Source organism: Curtobacterium sp. GD1, from assembly GCF_020882855.1.
Lineage (GTDB): Bacteria > Actinomycetota > Actinomycetes > Actinomycetales > Microbacteriaceae > Curtobacterium.
On sequence record NZ_JAFEVQ010000017.1, the window covers coordinates 77,025 to 92,670 of the forward strand.

Consider the following 15,646-nt stretch of genomic DNA (forward strand, 5'->3'; position numbering starts at 1 on the left):
AGACTGCCGGAGACCGTCAGGGGGCGGTCCACGAACCTGGGGAACAACCACATGCGCCTGCACCGTCGCCTCGCACTCACCCTGACCACCGCGCTCGTCGCCACCGCCGTCGCCGTCGTGGCACCGGTCTCGACCGCTCAGGCCGCGGCGCCGACGACCGGCCGGTACACGCCGATCGACACGACCCGCGTCTGGTCGGGCGCCCTGACGACGTCGCCGAAGGTGGTGAAGATCGCCGGGAACGCGGGGGTCCCCGCGAACGCCACGGCCGTCGTCGTCAACGTCGAGGTCGCCAAGCCCACCGCGGCCGGCTACGTCCGCGTCACCCCCGCGGGCAAGGACGCCACCGTCGCGACGCAGGACTTCACCGCCGGGCAGACGATCGCGAACCTCGTCACCGTGCGCCTCGTGAACGGCTCGATCCAGGCGAAGCTCTCGAAGGGCACGGCGAGCGGGTACTTCGACGTCGCCGGGTACTACGCCGACGGCTCCGGTGCCACCTACACCCCGCTCGACGCCGCGCGGGTGTTCGGCGCCACGGTGGGCACCACGCCGACGCAGGTGCCCCTCGCCGGCCGCGCCGGGATCCCGGCCGATGCGACCGCCGTCGCCGTGAACGTGCAGGTCAGCAACCCGACGGTCGCCGGGTACGTCCGCGTCACCACGGCCGGGCAGGACCCCTCCGTCGTGACGCAGCTCTACTCGGCTGGTCAGGCGCTGTCGAACCTCGCGATCGTGAAGCTCTCCGACGACGGTGCCGCGCAGGTCAGGCTCTCGAAGGGCTCGGGCACGGTCTACATGGACGTCGCCGGGTACTACTCGAACTCGTCCACCGGTTCGGTGTTCGTCCCGATCGACACCACCCGTGCGTTCGCCGGCTCGGTGTCCGCCACCGCGGGGACCATCCGACTGTCCGGCGTCGCCGGCGTCCCCGGGACCGCCACGGCCGTCGTCGCGAACGCCGAGACGACGAAGCCCACCGCGGCCGCGTACCTCCGCGTCACGCCCGCGGGCCAGGACCCCCAGGTCGCGACGCAGGTGTTCGACGCCGGCACCTCGGTCGCGAACCTCGTCGTCGCGAAGGTCACCGGGTCGAGCGTCGACCGCCGGGTGCAGGCGAAGGTGTCGAAGGGCTCCGCACAGCTGCACCTCGACGTCGCGGGGTACTTCCTCGACGGGTCGAGCGGCTCGGGCTTCGGGGCCGACGTCTCGTGGCCGCAGGGCGGGTCCTCGTCGAACTACCCGTCGAACCAGGCGTTCGGCGTCGTCGGCGTGAACGGCTCGCTGCCGAACCAGGACAACCAGTACCTGACCCCGCAGCTCGCGTGGGCCGCGGGGTCGGCCGGCGGCACGTCGCAGCCGAAGGCGCAGCTCTACGCCCTCGCCGCGAACCCCGGCAAGGCCGCCTCGGTCTGGCCGGCGTCCAACCGGGACCCGTCGGGCACGACCGTGTCGAACCCGTACGGCACGTGCACGGCGAAGGCGTACACCAGCGCCTGCTCGTACATGTACGGCTACACCCGTGCGTACGAGGCCGCGAACACCCGCGGCGTCCCGAACCCCTCGTCGTACCGCTGGTGGATCGACGTCGAGACGGGCCTCTCGTGGCTCGGGGCCTCCGACGCGAAGGACTACCAGACGCAGAACCGCGCCGACATCGAGGGCATGGTCGCCGCGCTCAAGGCCGCGGGCGTCTCGACGATCGGCATCTACTCGACGGGGTACCAGTTCGGGCAGATCGTGGGGACCGTCCCGTCGACCTCGACACTCCGCGGGCTGCCGAGCTGGATCGCGGTGGGCAACGACGGCGTCGCGGCGGCGCAGAAGGCGTGCTCGGCCGGCGGCCTCACCGCGGGCAGCCAGGTGCGGATGGCCCAGTACGTCGTGGGGAACCAGGACTACAACGTGAGCTGCGTCTGAGACGCATCCCCTTCACGGACGGGAGGCGCGGTGCCAGCTGGCACCGCGCCTCCCGTCCGTCCAGGGGTCGCGTCAGCGACGTGCGCCGCGTCGGCGACCGAAGCGCCGCTGCAGGCCCCACTGGGTGGTGCGGAGCATGGCCTCGAGCACGATCGACCGACTCATCTTCGAGACGCCGTGCACGCGGTCGCGGAACCGGATCGGGACCTCGACGATGCGGCCGCCGAGGTCGTCCACCCGCAACGTCATGTCGACCTGGAAGCAGTACCCCTTCGAGTCGATCGAGTCGAGGTTCATCCGGGCGATCGCGTCGGCGCGGTAGACCCGGAAGCCCGCGGTGACGTCCCGCACGCCGATGCCGAGCACGAACCGGGCGTAGGTGTTCGCGCCGCGGCTGAGGACCTCGCGGTGGAGCGGCCAGTCGACCACCGATCCCCCGGGGACCCACCGCGACCCGATCGCGAGCAGGACGTCGTCCACGCCGTCGACCGCGGCCACGAGCGCCGGGAGCCGGTCGGCCGGGTGCGAGCCGTCCGCGTCCATCTCGACGAGCAGCGGGTACCCGCGCTCGAGCCCCCACCGGAAACCGGCGACGTAGGCCGTCCCGAGGCCGAGCTTGCCGGAGCGTTCGAGCAGGTGCACCCGGTCGTCCTCGGCGGCGAGCTGCCGCACGAGGTCACCCGTGCCGTCGGGGCTGGCGTCGTCGACGACGAGCAGGTGTGCGTCCGGCAGCGCGCCCAGGACGGCTGCGGCGATCGTGCGGACGTTCTCGGCCTCGTTGTAGGTCGGGACGATGACGAGCGCCGTGGCGCCCGCGGTCACCGGTTCTGCAGCCGACGCTTGATCTTGCCCGCGACGCTCCGCGGGCCCTCGGTCCGGAAGTAGTGCACGGCGCGACCGAGGTCGTGACGGACGCCGTAGAGCTTCTTGCGGTCCGGGACGCGCACGCGCATGGCGTGCGGCTGGATCGTCGACGAGGTGTCGCGGACGCTCTTGTCGGCCGCGCGGATCGGGTTCCGGCAGAACTCGACGAGCGGGGCGAGGACGTTCTCCCACGTGAACTGCTCGCGCACGCGGTCGACGTTGCCGATGAACTCGGCACGGGCCTTCTTGTCGAAGAGCGCCGTCTCGAGCGCTGCGGCCAGGCCGTCGATGTCCTGCTCGTGCACGGCGATGCCGAGTTTCTCTTCGGCGACGAGGTCACCGAAGGAGTCACCGGCGGTCGTGACGATCGGCAGGCGTGCCCACAGGTAGTCGAGGATGCGGGTGCGGAACGAGAACGTGGTCTCGAGGTGCTCGTAGTGCGTCGAGACGCCGGCGTCGGCCTCGAGCAGGTAGGCGCCGCGTTCCTCGTACGGGATCCACGCGTCGTTGAAGAACACGTTCTTGCCGGTCAGCCCGAGCGCATCGGCCTCGGCGCGCACCTTGGCGACGATGTCCATCTCGGGCACGTCCGGGTTCGGGTGCTGCACACCCATGAAGAAGAGCTTGACGCTCGGCTTCTTCGCGGCGAGCCGGCCGATGGCGCGGACGAGCGTGATCGGGTCGAACCAGTCGTAGATGCCGCCGCCCCAGACGACGAGCTTGTCGTTCTTCCCGATGCCGGGGACGACGCCCTTGACCCGCTGCTGGTCGTGCACCGGCGGCGTCGACGACAGGCCGAACGGCACGACGCCGATCAGCGAGCGGAGGTCGGGGTCGCGCGAGTACGTCCGGGCGTTCACACGGCCCGAGCCGGCGAGCTGGCCGAGCCAGAACATGCGCTGCCGCTCGGAGGCGCAGATGAAGTAGTCGCCGAGTTCGAGCTGGTGGTTCAGGGTGTCCGACGCGTCGAGGATCTGCCGGTTCCACTGGTCGACGTCGTCGCTGCGGCCCTGCTCGAGCTGCTCGAGGTGCAGCGGGTCGTAGACGTCGACGACGAGGATCTTGCTCGTCGACTCGAGCACCGGGAACAGGCGGAGGGCGTGGCCCTGCACGATGATGACGTCGGCCCAGGCCTCGTGCTCGACCATCTGGCGCGGGTGGCGGTGCGGCACCGTGACGACCTCGTACGAGGGGTCGATCTGCGACGAGCGCGTGAGGCTGATGACCCGGACGTCGTGCTCGCCGGCGAGCTGCTTCGCCATCTGGGTCGCACGGATCGCCGGACCGGCCATCTTCTCGCCGATGGAGTCGCCCGTGATGATGAGGATCCGACGCCGGGTGCCGACCTCGAGCACGCCGAGGGAGTGCACGATCTTGTCGTAACCGGCCAGGTAGTTCTCGATCGGGTACGCGGGCTCGTCGCGGTTGCCGAAGAGGCGCAGGAGCTCGCGGTCGCTGCGCACGCGGGTCGCCTGGATCTGCCGACGCGACTCGGTCATCGACGGCAGCTGCTCGACGAACTGGTCGACGCCGTAGATGCCGGCCATCGCCGTCTTCGGCACGGGGATCGTCGGGACGCTGTCGTCGCCGGGGTTGCGGAGGTCGAGCTCGGTCGAGTCGAGTTCGCCACGACCGACGGCGCGACGGACGACGAGCGCGAGCGAGCCGGGGAGGGCCGCTGCGAGCTGCTCGTCACCGAGGTTCTTGTAGAGCGTGAAGAGGGCGTTCCGCTCGAGCAGGTAGGTCTCGCGGAAGTCGCCGAACTTGTTCATCGACGCGTGGTGCTTGTGGAACGCGACGGACTTCGGCTGGTACCGGAAGCGCCAGCCGAGCAGGTTGAGCCGCCAGCCGAGGTCGACGTCCTCGTAGAACATGAAGTAGCGGTCGTCGAAGCCGTCGAGCTGCTCGAAGAGCTCCGCACGGATGAACATCGCCGCGCCGGTGCCGAACAGCACGTCGGTCTCGGACTCCCAGCGCCCGGTGTCCGGCGAGCCCGCGAACGGCTTGTAGCCCATGCCGTACCAGGTCATCGCGGCCTCGGTGAAGTCGACGTTGACGCCTTCCCAGTCGAGGACCTTCGACGCCACGGCGCCGATGTCCGCGCCGGAGGCGAACGTCGCCATGGCCTCGCGCACCCAGCCGGTGTCGGGTCGGGCGTCGTTGTTGAGGAACGCCACGATCTCGCCGGAGGACTTCTCGACGCCGAGGTTGCAGCCGCCCGTGAAGCCGAGGTTCGCACCGGCGTCGACGAGCGTGAAGTCGAGCTCCGACGCCTTCAGCCGACCGAGGTGCTCGGGACCGGAACCGTTCTCGACGACGATGACCTCGAGCCGGTCCTGCGGCCAGTCCTGCTTGCGGAGCTCCGCGATGCTCGTCAGGGTGTCGTCCGTGCCCTTGTAGTTCACGAGGATGACGGACACGACTCCCGGCTTGCGCTCTGTCACGCGGTTCCTCCAGCAGCTGCCGCGCACCTGGCGCGGGTCGACGGGTCGGCCGCGGGGTGCCGACGGCCGATGACACCCTACAAGGCGCGCGCCCGCGCTCCCCTGAGATCAGCGCCGATTCGTGCAGAATGGCTCGGTGACCGCGACCAGCATCCCGACCGCTCCCACGTCTTCCCCCCTCGCCGCGGACTACGCCGCGATCGCCGCGGGCGACCACGCCGAGGGGCCGCGCGGGACCGTCCGGTTCGCGGTGTCGACGGACGACCCGGCCGAGGGCAAGGGCGACCTCTACGTCGCGCTGGGGCTGGCCCGGGCGCTGCGGGACGCCGGGTGGGGGGTCGCGATGTGGCCGATCACCCGCTGGGCCGACCCGGTCCCGGACGACACGGCCGTCGTGGTCGTGATGATCGAGTCCTTCGTGCCGGGCCGGGTGCCGCCGTCCACCGCCCTCGTGGCGTGGGTGCGCAACTGGACGGCGAAGTGGGCGGCCCTGCCGTACCTCGACGAGTTCGAGGCGATCTGGACGTCGTCGAGGACCGCGCGCGACGCCGTCGCCGCGCACTACGACGGCCCGGTCGAGGTCGTGCCGATCGGCGTCGACCTCGAGCTCTTCACGACCGACCCTGCTACCCCGCGGAGCGACCGTGCGGTGGCGACCGTGAACTTCTGGGGCGTCCGCCGCCACGTGCAGGACGTCCTCGACGACGTCCGTCCGGCCGAGCCGATCGTCTGGTTCGCCGCGAACGCCGAGCACGTCGACCCGTCCCCCGGCGTGGAGCTGCGGCCGATGGTCCCCTACTTCGCGCTCCCCGAGGTCTACCGGTCGGCGGCCTTCGTCGTCGACGACGTCATCGCGCCGGCCGCCGAGTACGGCACGTTGAACTCCCGCCTCTACGAGTCGCTCGCGTCCGGGGCGCTCCCCGTGACGGACTGCGCGCTCGGACTCGACGAGCTCGGGCTCGGCGAGGTCCCCGTGTTCGACGACGCCGCGTCCCTCGAGCGGGCGCTCGCGATGCCCGCGGACGAGCGGACGGCGCTGGTCGAGCGGCTGCGCGCGGTCGTGGTCGAGCGACACTCCTTCGCGGCGCGTGCGGAGCAGGTGCGCCCGGTCCTCGAGGCGGCGATCGAGCACGCGCGGTCCCGGACCGGCAGCCGGTCCCCGTTCCTCCGCTGGGCGACGAACGAGCGCGAGGTCCTGCGGGTCGCCGAGCTCGAGCGCGACGTGCACCTGCAGGGCGTCCGCGACATCAACGAGCGGCTCGTCGTGGCCGAGCAGGCGGTGGCGTCGTTCGACGCCGCGCGTCGGCGTGCGGAGGAGGAGCGCGACACGATCGCCCTGCGGTACGACGAGCTCACCCGGTCGGCCGAGTACCGCCTGCTGCACCGCTTCGGCGGTCTGGCGCGCGCCGTGCGCCGCGGCACCGGACGCGGCTGAGGCGAACACGGACGAGACGGGAGGCGCCCCACCGGCTGGTGGGGCGCCTCCCGTCTCGCATCGTGGTCCGTCGGACCGTCAGCGCACTACTTCACCGTGATCGTCCGGCACAGCGTGGTGTTCGCTCCCGCGCCGGTGTTCATCGCGTAGACGCAGACCTGCGTGCTGCCCGCCTTGTAGCCCGACACGGTCGTCGAGAACGAGTGGTTCGCGCCGTACCCGCCGTAGGTGGTGGCGAGCGACGCCTTCGCCTCGTTGGCGGTGAGCGACTTCGCGCCGGCGCCGTTCACGTACACGTGCACCTGGATCGGGGACGCGGTGTCCGGGTCGATCGTCCAGCCGCGCACCTTGACCTGGCCGGCCGCGGGCGAGGAGACCTCGTCGAGCAGCAGGACCGGGTTGCCGGAGGTCATCGCGACCGTGCTGCAGCCGCTGGCGTCCTTCCCGCCCCCGACGTTCGTCCCGACGACGCACACGGTGTGCTTGCCCGGGCCGATGCCGGTGAGCGTGGCCTGGAAGCCGTGCTTCGAGTAGTACCCGGGGTACGCCTTCGCCGCGGTGGCGCTGGCCTGGTCGGCCGTGCCGGTGGTGACCTTCTTGCCGTCGACCGTGTACGTCACGCCGATCGGCTGCACCGTGTCGGGGTCGAGCGCGTAGCCGCTGACCTGCAGCGAGCCGAGCGTCGGCGACGAACCGGACTCGATCTTCACCTTGGGCGGGCCGGTCGGCGTCTGGAACGTCGTGCAGACGTTGCTGTTGCCGCCGGGTCCCACGTTGATCGCGATGATGCAGAGCTGGTGCTTCCCGGCCGGGACGCTGCTGCGGGTGAACAGGATCGCGTGGTCGTCACCGTAGCCGGGCAGCGCCTTGTCGAGGCCCGCCTTGGTCTGGTCGGCCGTGAACGAGGTCAGGGCCTTGCCGTCCAGGTACAGGTGGACGCGCAGCGGCGCGATCGTGTCCGGGTCGGCCGTCCAGCCGCGGATCTTGAGCTTGCCCGGTGCGGTCGACGATGCCTCGTCGATGACGATCCACGGCGAACCGCTCGCCTTCGTCACGGTCTTCGCCCCGAGCTGCGTCCACTTGCCCGTGGAGGTGTCCTTCGCCCACGTGCTGATCGTGTGCTTCCCGGCGCCGATGCCGCTGATCGTCGCCGAGTAGCCGTGCGCGTCGCCCCAGCCCGGGTAGATCTTCCCGACGTCGGTGCGCGAGGCGCTGGCGGTCCAGGCCTTCTTCGCCACGCCGTCCACGCGGAGCTGCACGGGGATCGAGGACTTCGTGTCCGGGTCGATCGCCCAGCCGCGGACGCTGAGCTTGTCCGCCGCGAGGGTGGCCTGGTCCAGCTTGCCGAACGGCGCCCCGGTCCGGACGGTCACCTGCTGGCAGCCGAGCAGCGCGTTGGCGCCGGCGCCCTGGTTGATGCCGAACACGCAGACGTTGTGGCTGCCGCCGGAGATCCCGGTCAGGGTCGTCGAGAACCCGTGGCTGGTGTTGCCGGCGCCGAGCTGGCTGCCCAGGTCGGAACGCGCCCCGTCGGCCGTGATGGTCTTCTTGCCGACGCCGTCCACGTAGAACGCCACCCGGATCGGGCTCGTCGCGACGTCGGGGTCGTACGCCCAGCCGCCCACCGTGACCTGGCGGAACCCGGCGGTCGCGGAGTCGACGTGCCCGGCGGGCGAGCTGCCGCCGGTGGGCGAGCCGAACCAGTCGGTGTACATGCGCCAGAAGTTCCGGTTGCCGTACGCCGAGCAGCCGTCACCCGTGCCGTAGAGGTTCGACATCGCGGCGGCGTTCGGGGTGTACGGCGTGTAGATGTACAGCCCGGCGGTCGCCTGGTTCTTGATGTAGACCGTCTTCCGACCGCACGCGGCGTTCGGGTTGTAGAGGATCGAGTTGTTGCGGCCGGCCTGGTACGCCCAGGACGTCGGCGAGGCCTGGTAGCGCTTGAACTGCAGCGCGGCGGCGTACACCTGCTGGCCGAAGCCGTAGTACTTCGGGTCGCACGGGGCGGTGTCCGGGCACGCGAAGCCGGTGGCGTGCAGGTACATGTAGCTCGTCGGGCTGTTCGTCGTGACGATGCCCTGCTCCTTCTGCAGGAGCACGAGCAGGACCTTCTGGCTGATGCCGCACGCGGCGCCGACCTGCGCGATGACCGTGGCCGCGGACTTCACGCCGCCGTTGATCGCGGAGCACCGACCGGACACGGCGGCGATGCCGCTCATGTTCTGCGAGAAGTTCTTGAGGCACGCCGGGCCGCCCGATGCCTGCTTGCAGTTCGGCGCGACGCTGTTGAGGAACGACTGCACGGACGACGAGCTCATCGCCGACCCGTTGTAGAAGTTCACGTCGCTGATGATGTTGCCCGGGTCGAACGACGCGGCGGTCGCGGCCGAGGCGGACTCCGTCGTCGTCTGCTCGGACAGCACCGTGCCGAAGGTCAGGCCGCTCACGGCGACCGCGAGGGCGGCCACCAGGGCGAGGGACGACCGCAGCGGGCGTCGTCGCCCGTCGGTTCGGATGGATCGCATCACGGCACCTCCGCCGTCATCGGGTCGGACGTGGTCGACTGCGCGCCGACCCGGTAGTCGAGGGTGATGGACCAGGTGCCGCTGGACACCTGGGCCGCCGGGAAGGACACCTGCGCGCAGTTCACGGAGGACGCGCTCGCCTCCGCCGTGCTGGTCAGGGTCCGGGTGACACCGCTCTTCGTCGCGGTGAACGTGCACGTGCCCGACGTGTTCGTCGTGCCGGAGACGAGTCCACCGGCCTGGAGCGTCCGGCTGCCCGTGTCCCACCCGGCGTACGTGACGACGGCGGTGGCCGGGAAGTCCGACGGGTCGTCGTCGGGCTCGGTCGTCTGGCCGGAGCCCGGGAACGCCGAGGGGCTGTCGTCCGCGTCGTCGGAGCTGCTCGGCGACGGGGTCGACGAGGGGCCGGACGTCGCGGTCGCCGACGCGGTCGGAGTCGGTGAGGCGGACCGCGTGGGCGACGCGGTGGGGTCGTCGTCACTCGTGGCGGAACAACCCGCCGCGAGGAGACTGAGAACACCGACCACCGCGAACGCAGCGATCGGCCGTGACGCGAAGTGCATGCTGACGGGCCGTCCTGTGGATGTTGACAAGGGTCCGGGTTGCGTCAACGGTAACCCCAAAGTGAAGGTTGAGGGTTCAATCCGCGCACATTCACCCCCGCACGGGGGCGGACGACAGGTGTCGCCCGGTCCGCAGCGCGCACCGGCGTCCTGGGTGATGCGGTGAGTATGCTGTTCCGGTCCTGCCCCCACGAACGAAGAGACACATGGTCGATCAAGCCCGCATGGCCGCGCTCGCGAAGGAGCCCCTGGTCGTGGTCGGCGCTCCGACGAGTGCCATCCGAGGAACCTGGCGAGAACTGCGCGACGTCTTCCGGCAGCGCGAGATGCTCGGCATGCTCGTGCGCCGCGACCTCAAGGCGCGGTACAAGGACTCGGCGCTCGGGTTCGTGTGGACGCTGGTGCGCCCGCTGACCCAGCTCCTCATCTACTACTTCGTCATCGGCAAGGTGCTCGGCGCCGCGCACGGCATCGACAACTTCGCGATCTACGTCTTCACCGGACTCGGCGCGTACACGCTCTTCAGCGAGATCGTCGCGGGGTCGACCGGCTCGATCGTCGGCAACAGCGGCCTCATCAAGAAGGTCTACGTCCCGCGCGAGGTCTTCCCGCTCGCGAGCGTCGGGGCCGCCCTGGTCAACTACGCCATCCAGTTCGTCATCCTGATCGTGGCGACGCTGGTGCTCGGTGCGTTCCCGTTGCACGAGGGCCTGGTGTACCTGGTGCCGTCCCTCGCCGTGATCGTCGTCTACGGCGCGGCCATCGGGCTCGTCCTCTCCGCGCTCAACGTGTACCTGCGGGACGTGCAGTTCGTCATCGACGTCGGCCTGATGGTGCTGCTGTGGGGATCGCCCATCGTGTACTCGTACTCGATGGTCCTCAAGGAGCTGCACGTCCAGTGGATCCTGACCGTCTACACGAACAACCCCCTCACGCTGTCCGTCCTCGGCATGCAGAACGCCATCTGGCTGCACGACCCGGCGAAGGTCGTCTACCCCGACCACCTCATGCTCCGACTCGGCATCGCGTTCGTCATCGGCCTGTTCTGCCTCATCGGCGCGCAGCGCGTGTTCTCGCGCCTGCAGGGCAACTTCGCGCAGGAGCTCTAGACCCATGGCCATCAGCACCCCCGTCGCACCGACCGCCCAGCAGCGCGGCGACGAGCGCCCCGACGTCATCGTCATCGACCACGTCCGGAAGCGCTTCACCGTCCGCAAGGACAACACCATCCGCGAGCGGATCGTCACGCTCGGCCGCGCCGGTCGCAAGCACCGCCAGGACTTCTGGGCGCTCGACGACGTCACCGTGTCGATCCAGGCCGGGACCACCGTCGGGCTGATCGGCCAGAACGGCTCCGGCAAGTCGACGCTGCTCAAGGCCATCGGCGGCATCATCCAGCCGACGTCCGGCACCGTCTCCCGCCGCGGGCGGCTGGCCGCGCTGCTCGAGCTCGGCGCCGGCTTCCACCCGGACCTGTCCGGCCGCGAGAACGTCTACCTCAACGCGGCGCTGCTCGGTCTGAGCCGCAAGGAGACCGAGGCGCGGTTCGACGACATCCTCGCGTTCTCCGGCATCGGCGACTTCATCGACACCCAGGTGAAGTTCTACAGCTCCGGCATGTACGTGCGACTCGCGTTCGCCGTGGCCGTGCACACCGACCCCGACGTGCTGCTCGTCGACGAGGTCCTCGCCGTCGGCGACGAGGCGTTCCAGCGCAAGTGCCTCGACCGCATCCGCTCGTTCCAGGAGCAGGGCAAGACGATCATCATCGTCACGCACTCGCTCAGCCAGGTGCAGGAGATGTGCGACCGGGTCGTGCTGCTCAACAAGGGCAAGGTCCTGCACGACGGGGACGCCGTCCAGGCGGTCAGCAAGTTCCGTGACGTGCTCGAGGAGCGCCGGTCCGGCGAGCTCAGCGCCGACGTCGCCGTGGGCCGCGGCACGGTCCTCGGGGCGACCGTGCACGCCGACGGCAAGGAGCACCGCGCCGACGTCCTGCCCGGTGACGACCTCGTCGTGGACATGGAGTTCGAGCACCTCGACGGCGTCGCCGACTGGGAGGCCGCCGTCCAGATCAACAACACCGCCGGTCAGGTCGTCTACGGCACCACCACCGGCATCATGGGCGTCACGCTCCAGCCGCTGCACGGGCGCCGGAAGCTCCGCCTCCGGATCACGGACACGAACTTCGGCACCGGCAAGTACTTCATCAACGTGTCGATGATGGACTCCGCCGGGCGGCACCTGCACGACCTGCCGGAGTGTGACTCGTTCGAGGTCCCGTCGTTCGGCGACGCCGTCGGCAGCGTCTACGCGAAGCCCTCCATCGAGGAGCTCGGCTGACGCCCACCGACGGCGCCTCCCGCACCGCGGTCGTCGTCGTCAACTGGAACCGTGCGGACCTCACGACCCGGGCCGGCCGCGCCGTGCTCGACGACGGCGCGGCCGACCAGGTCATCGTGGTCGACAACGGGTCGTCGGACGACTCCGTCGCCGTGCTCCGCCGCGAGCTGCCCGAGGCGACGGTGCTGGTCCGCGACACCAACGGCGGGTTCGCCGCGGGCGCGAACACGGGCATCCGGCACGCGGACGCCGACGTCGTCGTCCTGCTCAACAACGACGCCGAGCCGGCTCCGGGCTTCGTCGCGGCCCTCCGCGACCACCTCGACGCCGCCCCTGCGGCCGTGGCGGCCGTGACGGGCCGCATCGTGCTCGCCGGGCGCTGGTCGCGCCTCCAGGCCGGTGCCCCGGCCCCCGCCGGACGGGCGTTGCGCGACCACACCGGCCACCTGTGGGTGCCCGACGCCGCCGGCGAGGTCCGCCTCAACTCGACCGGCGTGCGGGTCGACCGCGACGGCAACGGCATGGACCGCGACTGGTTCGGCGCGGCCGACCAGGCGGCGGACCGCGACGTGTTCGGGTTCTCGGGCGGCGCCTCCGCGCTCCGGAAGGCCGCGCTCGACGACGTCGGACTCCTCGACGAGTCGCTGTTCATGTACTACGAGGACACCGAGCTCGCCTGGCGGCTCCGCCGCCGCGGGTGGCGCGTCGAGTACGCGGCCGACGCGGTCGTCGAGCACGACCACTCGGCGTCGTCGGGCGTGCAGAGCGACCTGTTCGTCTTCCGCAACGCCCGCAACCGGCTGGTCGTCGCCCTGTGGCACGCGCCGTGGCCGACGGTCCTGCGGGCTGCGGTCCGGACGACCGCGCGCGGCCTGGTCGGACTGCGTTCCGGTCGCACCCGACGGGAGGCGCGGCTCGTCCTGGCAGCGCTGGCCGACGTGACGGGGCACCTCCCCGCGCACCTCGCGCGGCGGCTCCGTGAGACGCGGGTCGCGTCCGTCCCGCGGAGCGCCGTGGACCCGGACGCATGAGCGGAGCGGGCTATCCTGGGGACTCCCCCGTCGACGGTCCCGGCCGCGGCGTCCCCGGCCGGAAGGAACCTCGCGTGCCGCAGCTCACCGTCCTCATCGACGGGACCGCGGTACCGCGCAACCTCGGCGGTGTCGGACGCTACGTCGAGGGGGTCGCGTCGCACCTCACCGACCCGTCGCTCGACGTGCACCTCGTCGTCCGGCCCGTGCACGCCGCGCACTTCCGCGCCGTCGCACCGCACGTGACGCTGCACACGGCACCGGCGTGGACCGACTCCGTGCCGCTGCGTTTCCTCTGGGAGCAGACCGGGCTGCCGGCACTCGGCCGGCGGATCGGCGCGGCGGTGCTGCACTCCCCGCACTACACGTTCCCGTTCTCGTGGCGCCGCGGCTCCGTGGTGACGCTGCACGACGCCACGTTCTTCTCGAACCCCGAGTGGCACTCCCGCCTGAAGCGCACGTTCTTCACCTGGTGGAGCCGCCGATCGCTCCGGACCCGTCCGGTCGTCATCGTGCCGAGCGCCGCCACCGCGACCGAGGCCGCACGCGTGGTGTCCGGCATCCGTGCGGACGTCCGGGTCGCTCCGCTCGGGGTCGACCGGACCGTGTTCCACGAGCCGTCAACCGCCGAGGTCGAGGACGCCCGCATCGCCGCGACGCTCCCCGACGACGCGTCCTGGATCGCGTTCCTCGGCACGATCGAACCGCGCAAGAACGTCACGGCACTGCTCGACGCCTACGCCGCGGTCCGCGACGCCCGCGCGGTCACGGGGTCGGACACACCCTGGCTGGTGCTCTCCGGTGCACGCGGCTGGGACGAGGCCGCGATCGCACGGCTCGACGAGCTCCAGGACGCCGACCACGTCATCGAGGCCGGGTACCTCCCGCTCGAGGACCTCTCCGGCTTCCTCGGCGGCGCGGAGTTCGTCGTGTACCCGTCCCTCGGCGAGGGCTTCGGCCTGCCGGTGGTCGAGGCGATGGCGACCGGCGCGTGCGTGCTCACCACCCGGCGGCTGTCGCTGCCGGAGGTCGGGGGCGACGCCGCCGTGTACACCGAGCCGTCCGCCTCTGCGTTGGGGGCGGCGATGGCCTCGCTGCTCGACGACCCCGCGCTCGTCGCGTCGCACCGGGCGGCCGCACTCCGCCGGGCCTCCTCGTTCACGTGGGAGGCCACGGCCGCCGTGCACGTCGATGCGTACGCGGCCGTCGCTCGTGGCGGCTCCGGGGGTGTCCGATGACCCGGGTCGCGGTGCTCACCGTCACGTACAACACCGGTGAGACGATCCGACCGTTCCTCGCGAGCATCGCTGCGGCGTCCAGTGACCCCGTGGCCGTGGTGATCGCGGACAACGGCTCGGCCGACCTCGACGCACTGCGGGCGATCGGCGAGTCGTACGGCGCCGTCGTGGTGTCCTCCGGGGGCAACCGTGGCTACGGCGGCGGGATCGACGCGGCCCTCAGCGCGCTCGACGACGTGCTCCCCGACGTCCGGCCGGAGTTCCTGCTCGTCACGAACCCCGACGTGGTCCTCGCCCCCGGTTCCATCGACGAGCTCGTGGCCGCCGCCGACCGGCTGCCGTCCGGCGGGTCGTTCGGCCCGCGGATCCTCGACGAGCAGGGCGACACCTACCCCTCGGCGCGCCAGCTCCCGTCGCTCCGGACCGGCCTCGGCCACGCGGCGTTCTCGCGCTTCTGGCCGGCGAACCCCTGGAGCCAGCGGTACTGGTCCACCACCCAGGTCGTCGAGCGCGAGGCCGGCTGGCTGTCCGGCGCCTGCTTCCTCATCCGGACGTCGTTGTTCCGCGAGCTCGGGGGCTTCGACGAGTCGTACTTCATGTACTTCGAGGACGTCGACCTCGGGCAGCGCGTGGGGCTCGCCGGGCGGGCGAACGTGTACGTGCCGACCGCCGTGGTCACGCACACCGGGGCGCACTCGACCTCGTCGAACCGGCGCCGCATGGAGATCGAGCACCACCGGAGCGCCTACCGGTTCCTGTCGCGGAAGTACCGGGCGTGGTGGCTGTGGCCGCTGCGGGCGGTGCTGCGCGTGGGGCTCGCCGTCCGGGCGCGCTGGGTGACGCGCAAGTAGCGCGCGGCGCGGCGCGCTGCGCGCGGCGCGCGGCGCGGCAGCGCGCGGCGCGGCAGCGCGCGGCGCACAACCAAAACCACTTCGCGCCGCGCCTTCCCGCGGTTCGGCGCGGCTTTGGTTGTGCGGCGGCGCAGCCGCGCCCGCGTCGAACCACGAATCCGACGTCGAACCAGGCGCGCGGCCTGGTTCGACGTCGCGAACGTGGTTCGACGCCGCCGCGGCGCAGCCGCAGCGGGGCGCCGCACCGCGTGGCGTCGCACAACCAAAAGCACTTCGCGCCGCGCCTTCCCGCGGTTCGACGCGGCTTTGGTTGTGCGGCGGCGCAGCCGCGCCCGCGTCGAACCACGAATCCGACGTCGAACCAGGCGCGCGGCCTGGTTCGACGTCGCGAACGTGGTTCGACGCCGCGGCGGCGGCGGCAGCGCCGCGCCC

Annotated in this window: 11 protein-coding genes; 7 read left to right on the forward strand and 4 right to left on the reverse strand. The window is 71.4% G+C overall.

The genetic code is table 11. From position 1 onward, the window contains the following. The first annotated feature begins 51 nt into the window (after positions 1-51). Positions 52-1,920, forward strand: a complete 1,869-nt coding sequence (locus JSX79_RS11185) for a hypothetical protein (protein ID WP_229086269.1) — start codon at positions 52-54, stop codon at positions 1,918-1,920. A gap of 72 nt (positions 1,921-1,992) precedes the next feature. Here JSX79_RS11185 and JSX79_RS11190 read toward each other — a convergent pair whose 3' ends face one another. Both JSX79_RS11190 and JSX79_RS18685 read right to left on the reverse strand, forming a co-directional pair. Continuing rightward, complete coding sequence (locus JSX79_RS11190; protein WP_229086270.1) at positions 1,993-2,742, reverse strand: polyprenol monophosphomannose synthase; 750 nt, start codon at positions 2,740-2,742, stop codon at positions 1,993-1,995. Beyond that, positions 2,739-5,228, reverse strand: a complete 2,490-nt coding sequence (locus JSX79_RS18685) for a glycosyltransferase (RefSeq protein ID WP_071303791.1) — start codon at positions 5,226-5,228, stop codon at positions 2,739-2,741. The genes JSX79_RS11190 and JSX79_RS18685 overlap by 4 nt, the downstream gene beginning before the upstream one ends. Before the next feature lie 136 nt (positions 5,229-5,364). Between JSX79_RS18685 and JSX79_RS18690 the strand changes: the two genes are divergently transcribed. Beyond that, a complete protein-coding gene (locus JSX79_RS18690) occupies positions 5,365-6,663 on the forward strand; it encodes a glycosyltransferase (RefSeq protein WP_229086272.1) in 1,299 nt (432 codons plus the stop codon). 86 nt (positions 6,664-6,749) lie between these two features. On the opposite strand, the gene JSX79_RS11205 is transcribed toward JSX79_RS18690, so the two are convergent. Beyond that, complete coding sequence (locus tag JSX79_RS11205) at positions 6,750-9,188, reverse strand: hypothetical protein (protein WP_229086274.1); 2,439 nt, start codon at positions 9,186-9,188, stop codon at positions 6,750-6,752. After that, positions 9,188-9,751, reverse strand: a complete 564-nt coding sequence (locus JSX79_RS11210) for a hypothetical protein (protein WP_071295758.1) — start codon at positions 9,749-9,751, stop codon at positions 9,188-9,190. Before JSX79_RS11210 ends, JSX79_RS11205 begins: the two co-directional genes overlap by 1 nt. A gap of 206 nt (positions 9,752-9,957) precedes the next feature. Here JSX79_RS11210 and JSX79_RS11215 point away from each other — a divergent pair, with 206 nt between their 5' ends. The 5 genes from JSX79_RS11215 to JSX79_RS11235 all read left to right on the forward strand — a co-directional run bounded on the left by JSX79_RS11215 (position 9,958) and on the right by JSX79_RS11235 (position 15,214). After that, the gene (locus tag JSX79_RS11215; RefSeq protein ID WP_071295759.1) at positions 9,958-10,860 is read left to right on the forward strand and encodes an ABC transporter permease; all 903 of its coding nucleotides are present in this window, start codon (positions 9,958-9,960) and stop codon (positions 10,858-10,860) included. Between the two features lie 4 nt (positions 10,861-10,864). Then, a complete protein-coding gene (locus JSX79_RS11220) occupies positions 10,865-12,094 on the forward strand; it encodes an ABC transporter ATP-binding protein (protein WP_070418481.1) in 1,230 nt (409 codons plus the stop codon). Next, positions 12,091-13,125: a glycosyltransferase family 2 protein gene (locus tag JSX79_RS11225; protein WP_229086280.1), complete on the forward strand. Its 1,035-nt coding sequence runs from the start codon at positions 12,091-12,093 to the stop codon at positions 13,123-13,125. Before JSX79_RS11220 ends, JSX79_RS11225 begins: the two co-directional genes overlap by 4 nt. Positions 13,126-13,199: 74 nt before the next feature. Then, positions 13,200-14,363: a glycosyltransferase family 1 protein gene (locus tag JSX79_RS11230; RefSeq protein ID WP_229086275.1), complete on the forward strand. Its 1,164-nt coding sequence runs from the start codon at positions 13,200-13,202 to the stop codon at positions 14,361-14,363. Continuing rightward, positions 14,360-15,214: a glycosyltransferase family 2 protein gene (locus JSX79_RS11235; RefSeq protein WP_229086277.1), complete on the forward strand. Its 855-nt coding sequence runs from the start codon at positions 14,360-14,362 to the stop codon at positions 15,212-15,214. Before JSX79_RS11230 ends, JSX79_RS11235 begins: the two co-directional genes overlap by 4 nt. Positions 15,215-15,646 lie beyond the last annotated feature (432 nt).